Below are 15,509 nucleotides of genomic sequence, written 5' to 3'. Positions count from 1 at the left end.
CGAGAGCGGAGCATTCATGACCACCGACGTCCTGCATCGGCCGCAGTTCCTTGCGGATCTGCTGATCACGGCGCTCGAGCGCAACGCCGACCGTCCGGCGCTGTACCTCGGTGACGTCGTCCTGACGGGCGGACAGATGCGTGACCAGATCAGCAGCTTCGTCCAGGCGCTGGCCTCGCAGGGTGTCGGCAAGGGGTCGACGGTGGCGATGCTGTCGAAGAACCGGCCCGAGGTGCTCATCAGCGTCGGCTCGCAGATGATCCTCGGCTGCCGCAACACCGCGCTCGCCCCGATGGGGTCGATCGACGACCACGCCTACATCCTCGGCGACGCGGAGATCGAGACGCTGATCTTCGACCCCACCGCATTCGAGGAGCGGGCCGCCGAGCTCAAGGCCACCGTCCCCACCCTGAAGAACTTCTTCTCCCTGGGCCCGTCCGAGGTCGGCACCGACATCCTCGCCCTCGCGGAGGGATTCCAGCCCACCCGTCTCGTCGCCGCGGACGTCGACGGCGACGACCCGTCGAGCATGGTCTACACCGGCGGCACCACCGGCAAGCCGAAGGGCGTGGTGAACACCTTCGCGTCCGGTGTGACGCTGCCGCAGATCCAGATGGCCGAATGGCAGTGGCCGGACGAGATGCGCTTCCTTGCCTGCACCCCGCTCTCGCACGCGGGCATGGCGTTCTTCGTGCCGACGCTGATGCGGGGCGGCTCGCTCGTCGTGCTGCCCGCCTTCGAGCCCGGCGCGGTGCTCGAGGCCATCGAGAAGCACAAGATCACCGCCACCATGCTGGTGCCGACGATGATCTACATGCTGCTCGACCACCCCGACCTGAAGACCCGCGACGTCTCCAGCCTGCAGACCCTCTACTACGGCGCCTCGGCGATGTCGCCTGCGCGACTGCGGGAGGGCATCGAGAAGCTCGGGCCGATCTTCTTCCAGTACTTCGGCCAGTCCGAGTGCGGCATGACGATCTCCGTGCTGCGCAAGGAGGAGCACGTCGTGGAATCGTCGAACAGCGGGGACCTCGATCGGCTCGCGTCGTGCGGTCGGCCGGTGCCGTGGCTGAACGTCAAGCTGCTCGACGACGACCTGAACGAGGTCCCGCAGGGCGAACTCGGCGAGATCTGCGTTCGCGGCCCGCTGGTGATGAAGGAGTACTGGAACAAGCCCGCCGAGACGGAGGAGGCGCTGCGCGGCGGTTGGCTGCACACCGGCGACATCGCCCGCGCCGACGCCGACGGCTTCCTGTTCATCGTCGACCGCAAGAAGGACATGATCGTCACCGGCGGCTTCAACGTCTTCCCCCGCGAGATCGAGGACGTCATCTCCGCGCACCCCGCGGTCGCGTCGGTCGCGGTTGTCGGTGTGCCGGACGAGAAGTGGGGCGAGGCGGTCAAGGCGTGCGTCGTGCTCCGCGACGGACAGACCGCGTCCGCGGAGGAACTCGCCGGGATGGTGAAGGAGGCGAAGGGCGCCGTGCACGCCCCGAAGTCGGTGGACTTCGTCGACAGCCTGCCGCTCACGCCGATCGGCAAGCTGGACAAGAAGGCCCTGCGCGCCCGGTACTGGGAGGGCTCGGCCCGGGCGGTGTAGGCGCTCCGCGCCCGTGAGTTCTCGTGGCCCCCGTACGGGCCAGAAGGACTCACGGGCGGCGCAGCCGCGGTAGCGTCGGCGCATGGCGACGTACCTGTTGCTTCCCGGCGCCGGATCGGATTCGTCGTACTGGCAGTTCGTGACGCCGCTCCTGCGTGCGCGCGGGCACGAGGTGATCGCACCCGACCTGCCCAGCGACGACGACTCGGCCGGGCTGGTCGAGTACGCCGACGTCGTGGTGGCCGCGGTCGGCGACCGCCCGGGGGTGATCCTGGTGGCGCAGTCGATGGCGGGTTTCCTCGTCCCGCTGGTGTGTTCGCGCATCGCGGTGGACCTCGTCGTGCTCGTTGCGGCGATGGTGCCGACCGCCGGCGAATCCGCGGGCGACTGGTGGGCGAACACCGAGCAGGCGGCCGCGCAGCGCGCCCTCGACGAGCGGGACGGCCGCGACCCGGACGCCGAGTTCGATCCGATGGTGACGTTCCTGCACGATCTTCCGCCCGAGACCCGGGCCCTCGCGATGACCGGTGCCCGTCGCCAGTCGAACACGCCGTTCGAGCAGACGCTGCCGATGCCGCCGTGGCCCGACGTGCCGACGCGGTTCCTGCTGTGCACCCGGGACCGGATGTTTCCCGCCGACTTCCTGCGTCGGCTGGTGCGGGACCGCCTGGGCATCGAACCCGACGAGATCGACTGCGGCCACCTGCCCGCGCTGGCCCGGCCGGACGAACTCGTCGAGCGACTCGAGGGGTACCGGGCCGCTCCCGTGTTCACGGAACCCGTCGACGATCAACGTTAGGCTCCCTCACGATCCGGCGGTGGACGCCGTCCGGTACGGAAGGTGGTGTGGACACGGTGGTGGCGGTGGGGACGGACCGCGCGAGCGCTGCCGCCGACCCGTCACCTCGTCCGACCTCCCGACACGCGCGCCGGATCCTGGCGGCCGCCGTGATCCTGGTGGCCGTCCAGACGGTGGTACGGGGCGTGCTCGCGCTCGGCGGCGACCTGTATTGGGACGACCTGATCCTGACCGGGCGGTCGGCGGCGCTGCCGCTGCTCTCGCCCGAGTTCCTCCTCTACAACCACGACGGCCACCTCATGCCGGCCGCATTCCTGACAGCCGGGGTGACGACGGCGCTCGCACCGCTGCAGTGGTGGGCGGCCGCGACGACCCTGATCGTCCTGCAGGTGGTGGCGGCGTTGGCCGTGCTGCGCGTGCTGTGGTTGCTGCTCGGACCGCGGCCCGCCGTGCTCGCCGTGCTGGCGCTGTACCTCTTCGCGCCGCTGACCGTGCCGTCGTTCGCGTGGTGGGCGGCCGGGCTGAACTCGCTGCCGATGCAGGCGGCGCTCGCCTGGGTGGCCGGCGACGCGCTGCTCCTCGCCCGGACCGGCCGGCGCCGGTACGCGCTGAGCGGCACGGTCGTCACCGCGGTCGCGTTGGCCTTCTTCGAGAAGTCGGTACTGGTGCCGCTGGTCGCCTTCGCGGTCGTGGCGCTCGTGTCGCGGGTCGACGGCGTCGCCGCGCCGCTGCGGACCGCGTGGCGGACCGGTCGTCGGCTGTGGCTCCCGGCGGCGGCCGTCGTCGCGGTGTGGGCGGGGGTGTACCTCTCCGTCGCCGAGACGGGCATGCGCGTCCCGTCCCGCGACGAGGCCGTGAGTTTCGTGCATCACGGGACGTCGCTGGGAGTGCTCCCGACCCTGCTCGGAGGTCCGTGGCGGTGGGAGCGGTGGCCGCCGGGACCGCCGTGGGCAACGCCACCGACCGGCCTGGTCGTGGCGAGTTGGATCGTCGTTCTGGCCGCGGTGGTCGTCACCGTGCGGTGCAAGCAGCGCACCGGCTGGGTGTGGACGGCGATGGTGGCGTACGTGGCGGCGTCCGAGGTCGCGATGATGCTCGCCCGGTCCGGCCCGGACACGACCTACGAGATCGCGCAGACCCTGCGATACACCAGTGACAGTGCCGTCGTGCTGGCGCTCGGGCTCGCCCTGCTGGCCCGCGCGCCGAGCCGGCCGGACACCGGGCGCACCGGCGCCGCCGCCCGGTACCTGGCGACACCCGCAGTGGTGACCGCCGTCGTCGCGGGGCTGGTGGCGTCGAGCCTGTGGTCGACCGTCACCTTCACGCGCACCTGGCGGGACAATCCCGGCGCCGACTACCTGGACACCGCCCGCGCGTCGCTGGCCGCGCACCGGGACGTGCCGCTGCTCGACCAGCCGGTGTCACTGATGACGCTGCTGCCGGTCGCCGCGCCGTGGAACGGTGCCGCGCACGTCTTCGCCCCGTTGTCCGACCGCCCCGAGTTCGCCGACACCACACCGGAACTGCGGGCACTCGACGAGTCCGGCAGGCTCGTGCACGCGACGGTGGAGGCGGTGCGGTGGACGGTCCAGGGGCCGGAACCGGGCTGCGGCACCCGAATCGGGTCGTCCGGTGGGGACGTGCCGCTGGGTGGGCCGCTGATGATCTGGCAGTGGACCGCCCAGCTGAACTACTGGGCGTCCGGGGACGGGACCGTCGCCGTCGGCCTCGGCGCAGGCGAGCCGGTCGTGGTGCCGGTGCGGGACGGCCTGAACCGGGTGTACGTGCGGCTGTACGGGACCGGCTCCCGGCTGTCGGTGCGGCCCCTGACGCCGGGCCTGGACCTGTGCCTCGGGGTGGGCCCGGTCGGTGTGGTGGTGCCGGGCACCGAGGTGATCCGGTGACCGCGCCCGGGACCCGGGACCGAGCACCGACCGACCGGCGGGCGTTCGCCGCGCTGCTCGTCGTCGGCACCACGCCGGGTGACCGGCAAGGCGCCGGGTCGTGAGCGTCCCCACGCGAAAGGCCCGCAACCCGGAGCGGGTGCGGGCCTATCGTGTGGGGGCGGTGCGACTCAGCCTCGCGCGGCCGCCAGGGCGTCGTTGAACGTGTGGCTCGGGCGCATCACGGCCGCGGTCTTCTCGGCGTCGGGCTGGTAGTAGCCCCCGATGTCCACCGGGTTGCCCTGCGCGTCGCCCAGCTCGCCGACGATGGTGTTCTCGTTCTTCGCGAGCGCCTCCGCCAGCGGCGCGAAGTGTGCGCGCAGTTCCTCGTCCTCGGTCTGAGCGGCGAGTTCCTGGGCCCAGTACATGGCGAGGTAGAACTGGCTGCCGCGGTTGTCGAGCTCACCGGTGCTGCGGGACGGGCTCTTGTCGTTCTCGAGCAGCTTGCCGGTCGCGGCGTCGAGGGTCTTGGAGAGCAACACCGCCTTCTTGCTGCCGGTCTTGATGCCGAGATCCTCGAGGCTGACGGCGAGAGCGAGGAACTCGCCGAGCGAATCCCAGCGCAGGTGGTTCTCCTCCGTCAACTGCTTGACGTGCTTGGGGGCCGAGCCACCCGCACCCGTCTCGTACAGGCCGCCACCGGCCATCAGCGGCACGACGGACAGCATCTTCGCGCTCGTGCCCAGTTCCAGGATCGGGAACAGGTCGGTGAGGTAGTCACGCAGGATGTTGCCGGTGGCCGAGATGGTGTCGAGCCCGCGGATGAGCCGTTCCATCGTGTACCGGATCGCGCGGACCTGCGACATGATCTGGATGTCGAGGCCCTCGGTGTCGTGGTCGGGCAGGTACTTCCGCACCTTCGCGATCAGCTCGTTCTCGTGGGGGCGGTACGGGTCCAGCCAGAACACGACCGGCATCCCGGAGTTGCGGGCGCGGGTGACGGCGAGCTTGACCCAGTCCTGGATCGGCTCGTCCTTGACGATGCACAGGCGCCAGATGTCGCCCTCTTCGACGTTCTGGGTCAGCAGGACCTCACCCGTCGCGAGGTCCGTGATGTTCGCGACGCCCGCCTCGGGGACCTCGAACGTCTTGTCGTGAGAGCCGTACTCCTCGGCCTTCTGCGCCATCAGGCCGACGTTCGGCACGGTACCCATGGTGGTCGGGTCGAACGCGCCGTTGGTCTTGCAGAAGTTGATCATCTCCTGGTAGATCCGGAAGAAGGTGGACTCGGGGCTCACCGCCTTGGTGTCCTTCGGCCGGCCGTCGGCGCCGTACATCTTGCCGCCGGCCCGGATCATCGCGGGCATGGAGGCGTCGACGATGACGTCGCTGGGGGAGTGGAAGTTCGAGATGCCGCGCGCCGAGTCGACCATCGCCAGCTCGGGACGCTTCTCGTGGCACTTGTGGAGGTCGTCGATGATCTCCTCGCGCTGCGCGCTCGGGAGAGACTCGATCTTGCTGTACAGATCGGACAGGCCGTTGTTGACGTTCACACCCAGCGTGTCGAACAGCGCACCGTGCTTGGCGAAGGCGTCCTTGTAGAAGACCTTCACGGCGTGGCCGAAGACGATCGGATGGGACACGCGCATCATCGTCGCCTTGACGTGCAGGGAGAACATCATGCCCGTCTTGTAGGCGTCCTCCATCTGCTCCTCGTAGAACTCGATGAGCGCCTTCTTGCTCATGAACATGCTGTCGATCACGTCGCCGTCGGTGAGCGACACCTTCGGCTTGAGGACGATGGCCTCGCCGCTGGTGGTCAGCAGCTCCATCTTCACCTCACGGTCGCCGTCGACGGTCATCGACTTCTCGCCGTGGTAGAAGTCGCCGTGCCGCATGTGCGCAACGTGCGTGCGCGACGCCGGGGACCACTCGCCCATGCTGTGGGGATGCTTGCGGGCGTACTCCTTGACGGCCTTCGGTGCGCGGCGGTCCGAGTTGCCTTCGCGGAGAACGGGGTTCACCGCGCTTCCCAGGCACCGGGTGTACCGGTCCCTGATCTCGCTTTCCTCGGCGGTCTTCGGGTTCTCGGGGTAGTCGGGCAGCGCGTAGCCGTGCGCCTGGAGCTCCTTGATCGCAGCGAGAAGCTGCGGGACGGAGGCGCTGATGTTCGGCAGCTTGATGATGTTCGTCTCGGGCAGCTGCGTCAGCCGGCCCAGCTCGGCCAGGTTGTCCGGCACCCGCTGCTCTTCGGTCAGGTGGTCGCCGAACTCCGCGAGGATGCGGGCGGCCACGGAGATGTCGCTGGTTTCGACATTGATCCCGGCTGCCTCGGCGAAGGTGCGAATCACCGGCAGGAAGGCGTGGGTGGCGAGCATCGGCGCTTCGTCTGTCAGCGTGTAGATGATGGTTGGTTGTTCCACGCTCATGTTCTGTTCTGCTCCCGTCTCGGCCGGACACGTGTCGGTGTCCACGGCTCAGGTCAGGCCACGGGGTGATGGCCGTTGCCAGTATCGAGCATCGGGGTCTCGGTGGTGTCGGCGCCGTCCGGGTTTGCCCGGTTTCCAGGTCGACGGGCCCGCTCGAGCGGCTACGTCTCGGGGCCGGATCGCGGGGTGCCGTCGTTGCAGCCCGTGGTGACGCAGCCGGCGGAGCCGACAGGGGAGGTTTTCACCGAACACGTGAGCACCAGGACTGCCTGGCCCGATACCCCACCGGATACATCTGCCATTATCCGCGGGAGGGATGGGTGCTGCCGAGGAGGCACCTGCTCGCGGCCGGGGACGCCGTCGCGGTCCCGGACTTCACCACGGAGGGCGAGATCACCCCAACCGACGATGCGGCGTGCGACCGGGGGACCCGGGGCCTCGGTGTGGACTCGGACGAGGCGTCGATCTCGGTCGGTCAGGGGCTCACCAGTCCTCGTCAGGTAAATTGAGCGGAACAGACTCAACCTTTCGTGCGTTGGTCTCTGTGACAGCGCCTCGACGGCCTAGGCTCGAGGCACGACCTACGTTTTCCCGAAGGGGTGACCAGTGGACTCGTTCTCTCCGACCACCAAGACTCAGGCTGCCCTGACAGCAGCGCTCCAGTCGGCATCCGCCGCCGGGAACCCGGACATCCGTCCGGCGCACCTGTTGGTGGCACTGCTCGATCAGACCGACGGCATCGCCGCGCCGCTGCTCAAGGCCGTCGGCGTCGACCCGACCGTCGTGCACCGCGAGGCGCAGACGCTCGTCGACCGGATGCCGCGCGCCACCGGCGCAACCACGCAGCCCCAGCTCGGTCGGGAGGCCATCGCGGCGATCACCGCCGCCCAGCACCTCGCCACCGAGATGGACGACGAGTACGTCTCCACCGAGCACGTCCTGTTCGGACTCGCGTCCGGTGACTCCGACGTCGCGAAACTGCTCGTCGGTCACGGCGCCACCCCGCAGGCACTGCGGGAGGCGTTCACCGCGGTCCGCGGCAGCGCGCGGGTGACGAGTCCCGACCCGGAGGGCAGCTACCAGGCGCTGGAGAAGTACTCGACCGACCTGACCGCCGCCGCGCGGGCAGGCAAGCTCGACCCGGTCATCGGCCGCGACACCGAGATTCGCCGTGTCGTGCAGGTGCTGAGCCGTCGCACCAAGAACAACCCGGTGCTCATCGGTGAGCCCGGTGTCGGCAAGACCGCCATCGTCGAGGGCCTCGCGCAGCGCATCGTCGCGGGCGACGTCCCGGAGTCTTTGCGCGGTAAGTCCGTCATCTCCCTCGACCTCGGTTCGATGGTCGCGGGCGCCAAGTACCGCGGTGAGTTCGAGGAACGGCTCAAGGCCGTCCTCGACGACATCAAGAACTCGGCCGGTCAGGTGATCACGTTCATCGACGAGCTGCACACCATTGTCGGTGCCGGCGCGACCGGGGAGTCGGCGATGGACGCCGGCAACATGATCAAGCCGATGCTCGCCCGTGGTGAGCTGCGGCTGGTCGGCGCCACCACCCTGGACGAGTACCGCCAGTACATCGAGAAGGACGCCGCTCTCGAGCGCCGCTTCCAGCAGGTTCTCGTCGGCGAGCCGTCCGTCGAGGACACCGTCGGCATCCTGCGCGGCCTCAAGGAACGGTACGAGGTGCACCACGGTGTGCGCATCACCGACTCGGCTCTCGTTGCGGCGGCGACCCTTTCGGATCGCTACATCACCTCCCGGTTCCTGCCGGACAAGGCGATCGACCTGGTCGACGAGGCCGCGTCGCGGCTGCGGATGGAGATCGACTCCCGTCCGGTCGAGATCGACGAGGTCGAGCGGAAGGTGCGCCAACTCGAGATCGAGGAGATGGCGCTGACCAAGGAGACCGACGCCGCCTCCCAGGACCGTCTGGCCAAGCTCCGCGAGGAACTGGCCGACGACCGGGAGAAGCTCAGCCAGCTCAACGCGCGCTGGCAGAACGAGAAGCAGGCCATCGACTCCGTCCGCGAGATCAAGGAACAGCTCGAGGTGCTGCGCGGCGAGTCCGAGCGTGCCGAGCGCGACGGCGATCTCGGCAAGGCCGCCGAGCTGCGGTACGGCCGGATCCCGGCGCTGGAGAAGGAACTCGACGCCGCGGTCGAGGCATCCGGCGGCGCATCCGACGGCGACGTGATGCTCAAGGAGGAGGTCGGACCGGACGACGTCGCGGACGTGGTCGCGGCCTGGACCGGCATCCCGGCCGGCCGGATGATGGAGGGCGAGACCGCCAAGCTGCTCCGGATGGAGACCGAACTCGGCAAGCGCGTCGTCGGCCAGGCCGAGGCCGTGCAGGCCGTGTCCGACGCGGTGCGCCGGGCGCGGGCCGGGGTCGCCGACCCGAACCGGCCGACCGGCTCGTTCATGTTTCTCGGCCCCACCGGCGTCGGCAAGACCGAGCTCGCGAAGGCGTTGGCGGACTTCCTGTTCGACGACGAGCGCGCCATGGTCCGGATCGACATGTCCGAGTACAGCGAGAAGCACTCGGTTGCTCGCCTCGTCGGCGCGCCTCCCGGGTACGTCGGCTACGAGACCGGTGGCCAGCTGACCGAGGCGGTGCGGCGACGGCCGTACACGGTCGTGCTGTTCGACGAGGTCGAGAAGGCGCACCCGGATGTGTTCGACATCCTGCTGCAGGTGCTCGACGACGGCCGGTTGACCGACGGGCAGGGCCGTACCGTCGACTTCCGCAACACCATCCTGATCCTGACCTCGAATCTCGGGGCGGGCGGTGACCGGGACCAGGTGATGGCGGCGGTGCGGTCGAAGTTCAAGCCGGAGTTCATCAACCGACTCGACGACGTCGTGATCTTCGAGCCGCTGTCGGAGGAGCAGCTCGAGTCGATCGTCGACATCCAGCTGGCCCAGCTGTCCACGCGGCTGCAGGCACGCCGGCTCACGATGGACGTGTCGCCTGCGGCGCGGATGTGGCTGGCGGTGCGTGGCTACGACCCGCTCTACGGGGCGCGGCCGCTGCGCCGGCTGATCCAGCAGGCGATCGGCGACCAGCTCGCGAAGAAGCTGCTCGCGGGGGAGGTGCACGACGGCGACACCGTCGCGGTCAACGCCTCGGAGGACGGTGAAGGGCTGGTGCTCGGCTGATCGATCGTGGTGCGCGACCATTCGGTCGCGCACCACGACGCGTTCGAGACGTCGTGCCCGACAAGAGAAGACAGCACAGGCGCACGGTCCGGGAGGGGGGTCGCGGACCGTGCGCCTGTGTTCTTCGGCAGCCCGGCCATGGCTCGTGAGGGGCGATGCCTGGCGGCCGGGTGCGTTCGGGCGCCACGAGGGCACCGATCCGAAACTATCGGCATCATTCGGTTGGATCAACGAAACGGTGGATGTTTGCGTGAGACACATCTCACGCTTTCCCAACGGGACAAATCGTCCAGGATGTGCTCCGCCGATGAGGCGGGCGCCACAAATGCTCGGGATTGAACTCGGATTTCGCGATCGCGACGGTACAGTGCCTTACCGCCGCGTAAGTAGCGGAACGAGGGGTACTCCAGGGGGAAATACAGTGGTGGTGAGCAGTAGGTCCGGCCGTCCGCAGAAGACGGCGATGATCATCGCGCGGCGGATAGTTTCGGAGATCGACCGGCGGGGCCTGACGAGCGGCGACCGGCTGCCGTCCGAGAAGCTGATGCTCGAGGAGTACCAGGTCGGCCGCGGAACCCTGCGCGAGGCGCTGCGCTACCTCGAACTCTCGGGCGCCATCTCCCTCAAACCCGGCCCCGGCGGCGGTCCCACCGTCGAGAAGCCCGACTCCGGGCACCTGAAGAACAGTCTCGGGCTGGTCCTGCAGTTCGACGGCGCGCCCTTCTCCACGATCGTCGAGGCCCGGGCAGGCCTCGAGCCGCTGATGGCACGGCTCGCGGCCGAACGCATCACCGACGCACAGCGGGACCTGCTCGCCGAGTCGGTGGTCAAGATGGGGGAGAACCTCAAGGATCTCGACGTGTTCCTGGAGACGAACAAGGCGTTCCACGAGGTGATCGCGTGGGCGTCGGGCAACGTACTGTTCGGCTACCTCATCGACGCGGTCGACGGCATATTCGAGGGCGTGGCCCTCGGCGTCGAGTATCCCGCCGCCCGGCGAACCAAGGTCTATGACGCTCACGTCCGCATCCTCGCCGCGATCGACGCCGGCGATCCGGCCGCCGCGGAAGTCGAGATGCGCGCTCATGTGACCGAGCTGACGACCTACCTGCAGAAGAAGTTCTCCGGTGCAATGGGCAAGCCCATCACCTGGGACGCCATGCAGTAGTTGGCGGTTCGGCTCCGCCTCGAGGGGGGATTCGCCCGATTCCACGACCGGCTGCGGCGAGAATCTCGACCGTCCGGTATTTGTCCACCGAACCTTCTGGTGTCCACGCACGCAATGCTGTAAACATAATCATAGATTACTGTGGCTATAACTCCGGTGGGCGGGGGAAAGGCCTTACCGTGTGGAGGTGCGTGCAGTGGGAAGGGCAAACCTTCGTCCTCAGAAGACTGCGATGTTGGTGGCTCAGCGCATCGTCGAGGACATCAACAAGCGTGGAAACAAGGTCGGTGACCGGCTTCCGCCGGAGCGCGTGATGCTCGAGGACTACGACATCGGCCGCGGCACCCTCCGGGAGTCGCTCCGGTTCCTCGAACTGCAGGGCGTCATCGCGCTCAAGCCCGGCCCGGGTGGCGGCCCGATCGTCCAGCAGCCGGACAGTGCCGGTCTCGAGACCGCGATCACGCTGCTGATGCAGTTCGAGAACGCGCCGTTCCGGTCGATCGTGGAGGCGCGGACCGCCCTCGAGCCGATGATGGCGAGGCTGGCGGCCGAGCGGATGAACGAGGACCAGCTGGCCGCGCTCAAGCACTCCGTCGACCACATGCGCGAGAACCTCGACGACGACGAGATCTTCATCGAGATGAGCCGCCTGTTCCACGACACCATCGCGAAGGGGTCCGGCAACGCGCTTTTCGGGTATCTCATCCACGCGCTCCTGGACATGCTGGACGGTTCGGCGATGGGCATGGAGTATCCGGAGCGGCACCGCGTTGCCACCTGTGACATCCACGAGAAGATCTATCTCGCTGTGGCGGCGGGTGATCCCGAGGCCGCGCTGGCGGCCATGGAGGAGCACATCGCCGGTATCTGGCGCTACGAGGAGAAGCACTACCCGCAGGTCCTCGACACCCCGATCGCCTGGGGTGTGCGGGGCTGATTCGCGCCCGTTCACACGCTCCCCGAGAGGCGGAGGCAACCTGTGGTTGCCTCCGCCTCTCTTTTGTAATGGCAAGAGGCAATGCCACTTTCACTCAGCTTTCGCGAGCGGGCAGGTCGCCGTGTTTCGCGGCAATGTGTTGACAACCACACATATGATGCGCATCATATGTGGTGATTTGAGTCACTTGGAACAGTGTGTTGTCGCATGCGGCCACGAAGGGTGGAGAGCGGACATGACAAGAGTGCGAATCAGGGCGGTCGGCGCCGGGATTGCGGCCTGCCTCGCCGCAGCCGCCGTCGCGGGATGCGCGGAATCGGCATCGGCCGGCACCGGTGGCGGCTCGGGCCTGGAGTACGGGGCGTCGAAGGAGGACTACATCGCCGCGTTCGAGGACGTCGAACCCATCGTCCTCCACACGCAGTCCCCGTCCTCGAAGGGGTCGACCACCGGCCAGCCGGTCGAGAAGTATCTGGAGTCGATCACGGAGTGGTCGGGCGGCAAGATCACGTTCGACATCGCGTACGCGAATGCGATTGCCGCACCGGCGGATATCGACGATGCGTTGCTCGACGGCCGGCTCGACCTCGCGCACATCATCCCCCAGTACGACCCGTCCGAGTATCCCGCGAGCGCCGCGCTCACCGACTCGGCCTATCTCGCGAAGCAGACGCCCGTGGTCGGCGTCCTGCAGTCCAATGCCTGGGCCAACGACGTCGCCTTCGACACGCCGGAGATCATGGCGGAGTACGAGAACAAGGGCATGAAGCTCCTTCTTCCCGAATACAATTCGGGATCGAACGGATTGTTCTGTTCCAGCGCGCGGCGCGACCTGCCGTCGCTGCACGGCGCGCAGGTCACCGCCAGCGGGCGCTCGATCAGTGCCGAGGTCACCGCACTCGGCGCGAGCCCGGTGACCATGCCGTACACCGAGCTGTACGAGGCGCTGCAGCGCAAGGTCGCGGACTGCTCGGTCACGACGTTCACCGTCGGCACGATCGGCGGCTTCCTCGGCGCCGCGCCGCACGCCGTCATCGACTCCTCGGCGAGCTTCGCCAACGGGTGGGGCGGCATCGCCATGAGCCAGCAGGCATGGGACTCCCTTCCGCTCGTTGCGCAGCAGTTGATCTGGGACCGCGTGACGGTCTTCATGAAGTCGAACGTCGAGGACAAGGTCTTCGCCAACACGGTCGCGGGCACGGCCGAGATCCTCGCCGCCGGAGGTGGAGTCGGCACCTTCGCTCCCGATGCCGCTGCCGCGATCAAGGCGGAGCAGGACAAGCTCCTCGACGGCGTTCGCACGGGCAAGGCCTTCGACGACGGCGACGCGTTCGTCTCGCGGATGCAGAGCGCGGCCGAAGAGTGGCTCGCGACCCTCGCCGACCTCGGCTACACCGACGAAGTCGACTACGACGGATTCGCCAACTGGTACGCGCCCGGCAAGGTCGATCTCACCGACTACGCGGACAAGGTCTACGAGCAGATCTTCCTTCCCCATCGCCCGTCCTGACCGATCGATCAAGCAGGAGAAGACATGGCTCAGCCACTCAAATGCCCCGTCAGCCACACCGACTACACGCGCGAGAGCGAAATCTACGGTCACTACGCGTTGCTCGACGCCGAGCGGGAGCAGGATCGCTTCCACTTCAACGACACGACCGAACGCGGCTTCTGGATGCTCACCCGTTACGACGACGTGCTCGAGGGCTTCCAGAACTGGCGCACCTGGACCACCGACGTCCGGACCGCGCTGTACCCCAAGAGCGGGATTCCGCTGCTGCCACAGGATCTCAACGGTGACACCCATCAGCGTTTCCGTCGCGTCCTGAACCCGTTCTTCGCGCCCGCCGCGATCGGGCGGATGGAAGAGCTGGCCTACTCCCGCTGCATCGAGCTGATCGAGGAGATCAAGGACCGGGGTCACTGCAACTTCGTGCAGGAGTTCGCGATCCGGTACCCGACGGACCTGTTCCTCGCACTCCTCGGACTGCCCGTCTCCGACGGTGACTTCTTCCTGCCGTGGAGCGAGAACATGTTCCGGGCGATGCTCCGCGGCGACGTCGACGACGCCCAGTTGTGGCAGGGCAAGATTCTGGAGTACTTCGACAAGGCCGTCGAGGATCGCCGTGCCAACCCGCTCGACCCCGCCGAGGACATGGTGACCCGGCTCCTCGAGGCGGAGATCGACGGCGAGCCGCTGAGCAAGGACGACATCCTCACCACCTGCCTGTCGATCATGCTCGCCGGGCTCGACACCACCCGCTCCGCGCTCGGGTACATCTTCGCGCACCTCGCGCAGCACGACGCGGACCGGCAGATGCTGATCGACGACCCGGACCTGACGAAGAAGGCCGTCGAGGAGTTCATCCGGCTCTACCCCCTGGTCATCCAGGCCGGACGAGAGGTGCAGGAGGACACCGAATTCCACGGCCTCGACATGAAGACCGGGGATGTGATCTGGCTCGGTGTCGGCTCCGCGAACCGGGATCCGCGCATGTATCCCGAGCCCGACGAGTTCGTGCTCGACCGGCCCGGACTCAACCGCCACCTCGGGTTCGGCGCCGGACCGCACCGCTGCCTGGGCATGCACCTGGCGCGGCTGGAACTGGCCGTGGTGCTGGAGGAGTGGCACAAGCGGATTCCGAACTACCGGATTCGCGGTGAGGCGCCGCTCGTGGAGCGGGGCTCGCAGCTGACCCTGGAGAACCTCGAACTGGAATGGGACGTCTGATCATGGCCGGAGACACCGCACAGGACACCGTCGGCACGCTGAGTGTTGCCGAGGGGAAGTGCATGGGGCACGGCCGTTGCTACGCCGTGGCGCCGGACCTGCTCACCGATGACGAGGCGGGCTTCGTCGCGCAGGCCGGTCAGGATCTGCCGATCGGCCCGGACCTGCTGGCGCAGGCGCGCGACGCCGCCGACGCCTGCCCGGAGCGCGCCATCGCCTACCGGGCGAGCTGAGCGAGCCGGCGCGGACCCGACACGGGTCCGCGCCGGTTTCTGGTCAGAGCGCGTGTGCGGCAGCGAGTTCCGAGGTGGCGTGCACCGCGATTCGGAGTGACTCGAACAGTGCCGTGCCCGAATCGATTCGGCACTCGGCGCGGTAGGCACCCCATCCGAGCACTGATGGAGGCTCCGAGGCTCCGGGCAGTGCGGTGTAGAGGAAGTAGCACTGCAGCGCCGCCCTGTCCGGCCCCGTCGTGGTCACCTCGGGCTGGCAGACGAAGTGCCGCTTGGTACTCGCGTCCCGCTGTCGGGCCTGCGTGAAGAAGTCCACGATCGCGGCGCGGCCGCGGTGCTCGGCCCGCGGCGTGGCGAGCGTTCCGTCGGGGGTGAACAGCCGGGAGAGCGCCGCGGGGTCCGGATCGTCGAGCGCGGCCGCGTAGCGGTGCATCAGGCTCAGTGCGGCGCGCTCGGCCTCCAGTCCGGCCACCCGTTCGGTGAGGGCGGTCAGCGCGATGGTCATCTCGTCTGGTGTCACGGGGGTCCTCCGGTGGCGGGCGGTCCGACCAGAGGCGGGCATTGCCGACA

12 protein-coding genes are annotated in these 15,509 nt (G+C 68.4%); 10 read left to right on the top strand and 2 right to left on the bottom strand.

The window, feature by feature from the left end:
- Positions 1-16: 16 nt before the first annotated feature.
- The 3 genes from ACWEPG_RS22135 (at position 17) to ACWEPG_RS22125 (ending at position 4,303) form a co-directional block, all read left to right on the top strand.
- Positions 17-1,600: an AMP-binding protein gene (locus ACWEPG_RS22135; protein WP_452595325.1), complete on the top strand. Its 1,584-nt coding sequence runs from the start codon at positions 17-19 to the stop codon at positions 1,598-1,600.
- 82 nt (positions 1,601-1,682) lie between these two features.
- On the top strand, positions 1,683-2,399 hold the full coding sequence (locus ACWEPG_RS22130) for an alpha/beta hydrolase (protein ID WP_450117137.1): 717 nt from the start codon (positions 1,683-1,685) through the stop codon (positions 2,397-2,399).
- Positions 2,400-2,533: 134 nt separating this feature from the next.
- The gene (locus ACWEPG_RS22125) at positions 2,534-4,303 is read left to right on the top strand and encodes a hypothetical protein (protein ID WP_452595377.1); all 1,770 of its coding nucleotides are present in this window, start codon (positions 2,534-2,536) and stop codon (positions 4,301-4,303) included.
- A 170-nt stretch (positions 4,304-4,473) separates the two neighbouring features.
- Here the strand turns inward: ACWEPG_RS22125 and ACWEPG_RS22120 are convergent, their stop codons facing one another.
- Entirely contained in the window at positions 4,474-6,711 is a 2,238-nt protein-coding gene (locus ACWEPG_RS22120) for an NADP-dependent isocitrate dehydrogenase (protein WP_450136192.1), read from the bottom strand.
- Between the two features lie 320 nt (positions 6,712-7,031).
- On the opposite strand from ACWEPG_RS22120, the gene ACWEPG_RS22115 reads away from it, so the two are divergent.
- The 7 genes from ACWEPG_RS22115 (at position 7,032) to ACWEPG_RS22085 (ending at position 14,939) form a co-directional block, all read left to right on the top strand.
- Entirely contained in the window at positions 7,032-7,220 is a 189-nt protein-coding gene (locus ACWEPG_RS22115) for a hypothetical protein (RefSeq protein ID WP_452595324.1), read from the top strand.
- Positions 7,221-7,317: 97 nt separating this feature from the next.
- Complete coding sequence (clpB, locus tag ACWEPG_RS22110; RefSeq protein WP_452595323.1) at positions 7,318-9,870, top strand: ATP-dependent chaperone ClpB; 2,553 nt, start codon at positions 7,318-7,320, stop codon at positions 9,868-9,870.
- A 427-nt stretch (positions 9,871-10,297) separates the two neighbouring features.
- Positions 10,298-11,038 carry a FadR/GntR family transcriptional regulator gene (locus ACWEPG_RS22105; RefSeq protein ID WP_450116761.1) on the top strand — a complete coding sequence of 247 codons (741 nt, stop codon included), beginning with the start codon at positions 10,298-10,300 and terminating at the stop codon, positions 11,036-11,038.
- A 232-nt stretch (positions 11,039-11,270) separates the two neighbouring features.
- Complete coding sequence (locus tag ACWEPG_RS22100; RefSeq protein WP_450116762.1) at positions 11,271-11,975, top strand: FadR/GntR family transcriptional regulator; 705 nt, start codon at positions 11,271-11,273, stop codon at positions 11,973-11,975.
- A 235-nt stretch (positions 11,976-12,210) separates the two neighbouring features.
- Positions 12,211-13,485: a C4-dicarboxylate ABC transporter substrate-binding protein gene (locus ACWEPG_RS22095; RefSeq protein WP_450116763.1), complete on the top strand. Its 1,275-nt coding sequence runs from the start codon at positions 12,211-12,213 to the stop codon at positions 13,483-13,485.
- Positions 13,486-13,509: 24 nt separating this feature from the next.
- Positions 13,510-14,706 (top strand): cytochrome P450, encoded by a 1,197-nt coding sequence (locus ACWEPG_RS22090; protein ID WP_450116764.1) that lies wholly within the window; start codon positions 13,510-13,512, stop codon positions 14,704-14,706.
- A 2-nt stretch (positions 14,707-14,708) separates the two neighbouring features.
- On the top strand, positions 14,709-14,939 hold the full coding sequence (locus ACWEPG_RS22085) for a ferredoxin (RefSeq protein WP_450116765.1): 231 nt from the start codon (positions 14,709-14,711) through the stop codon (positions 14,937-14,939).
- 43 nt (positions 14,940-14,982) lie between these two features.
- Here the strand turns inward: ACWEPG_RS22085 and ACWEPG_RS22080 are convergent, their stop codons facing one another.
- A complete protein-coding gene (locus tag ACWEPG_RS22080; RefSeq protein WP_452595322.1) occupies positions 14,983-15,459 on the bottom strand; it encodes a nuclear transport factor 2 family protein in 477 nt (158 codons plus the stop codon).
- Positions 15,460-15,509 lie beyond the last annotated feature (50 nt).

This window comes from Rhodococcus sp. NPDC004095 (genome assembly GCF_053604015.1).
This window is presented reverse-complemented; position numbering and strand designations above follow the sequence as displayed.

What these genes read in the sequence shown, in the direction of transcription:
- ACWEPG_RS22135 (WP_452595325.1), top strand. Translation starts at nt 17, where the DNA reads ATGACCACCGACGTCCTGCATCGGCCGCAGTTCCTTGCGGATCTGCTG.
- ACWEPG_RS22090 (WP_450116764.1), top strand. Translation starts at nt 13,510, where the DNA reads ATGGCTCAGCCACTCAAATGCCCCGTCAGCCACACCGACTACACGCGC.
- ACWEPG_RS22120 (WP_450136192.1), bottom strand. Translation starts at nt 6,711, where the DNA reads ATGAGCGTGGAACAACCAACCATCATCTACACGCTGACAGACGAAGCG.
- ACWEPG_RS22130 (WP_450117137.1), top strand. Translation starts at nt 1,683, where the DNA reads ATGGCGACGTACCTGTTGCTTCCCGGCGCCGGATCGGATTCGTCGTAC.
- ACWEPG_RS22100 (WP_450116762.1), top strand. Translation starts at nt 11,271, where the DNA reads ATGTTGGTGGCTCAGCGCATCGTCGAGGACATCAACAAGCGTGGAAAC.
- ACWEPG_RS22085 (WP_450116765.1), top strand. Translation starts at nt 14,709, where the DNA reads ATGGCCGGAGACACCGCACAGGACACCGTCGGCACGCTGAGTGTTGCC.
- ACWEPG_RS22095 (WP_450116763.1), top strand. Translation starts at nt 12,211, where the DNA reads ATGACAAGAGTGCGAATCAGGGCGGTCGGCGCCGGGATTGCGGCCTGC.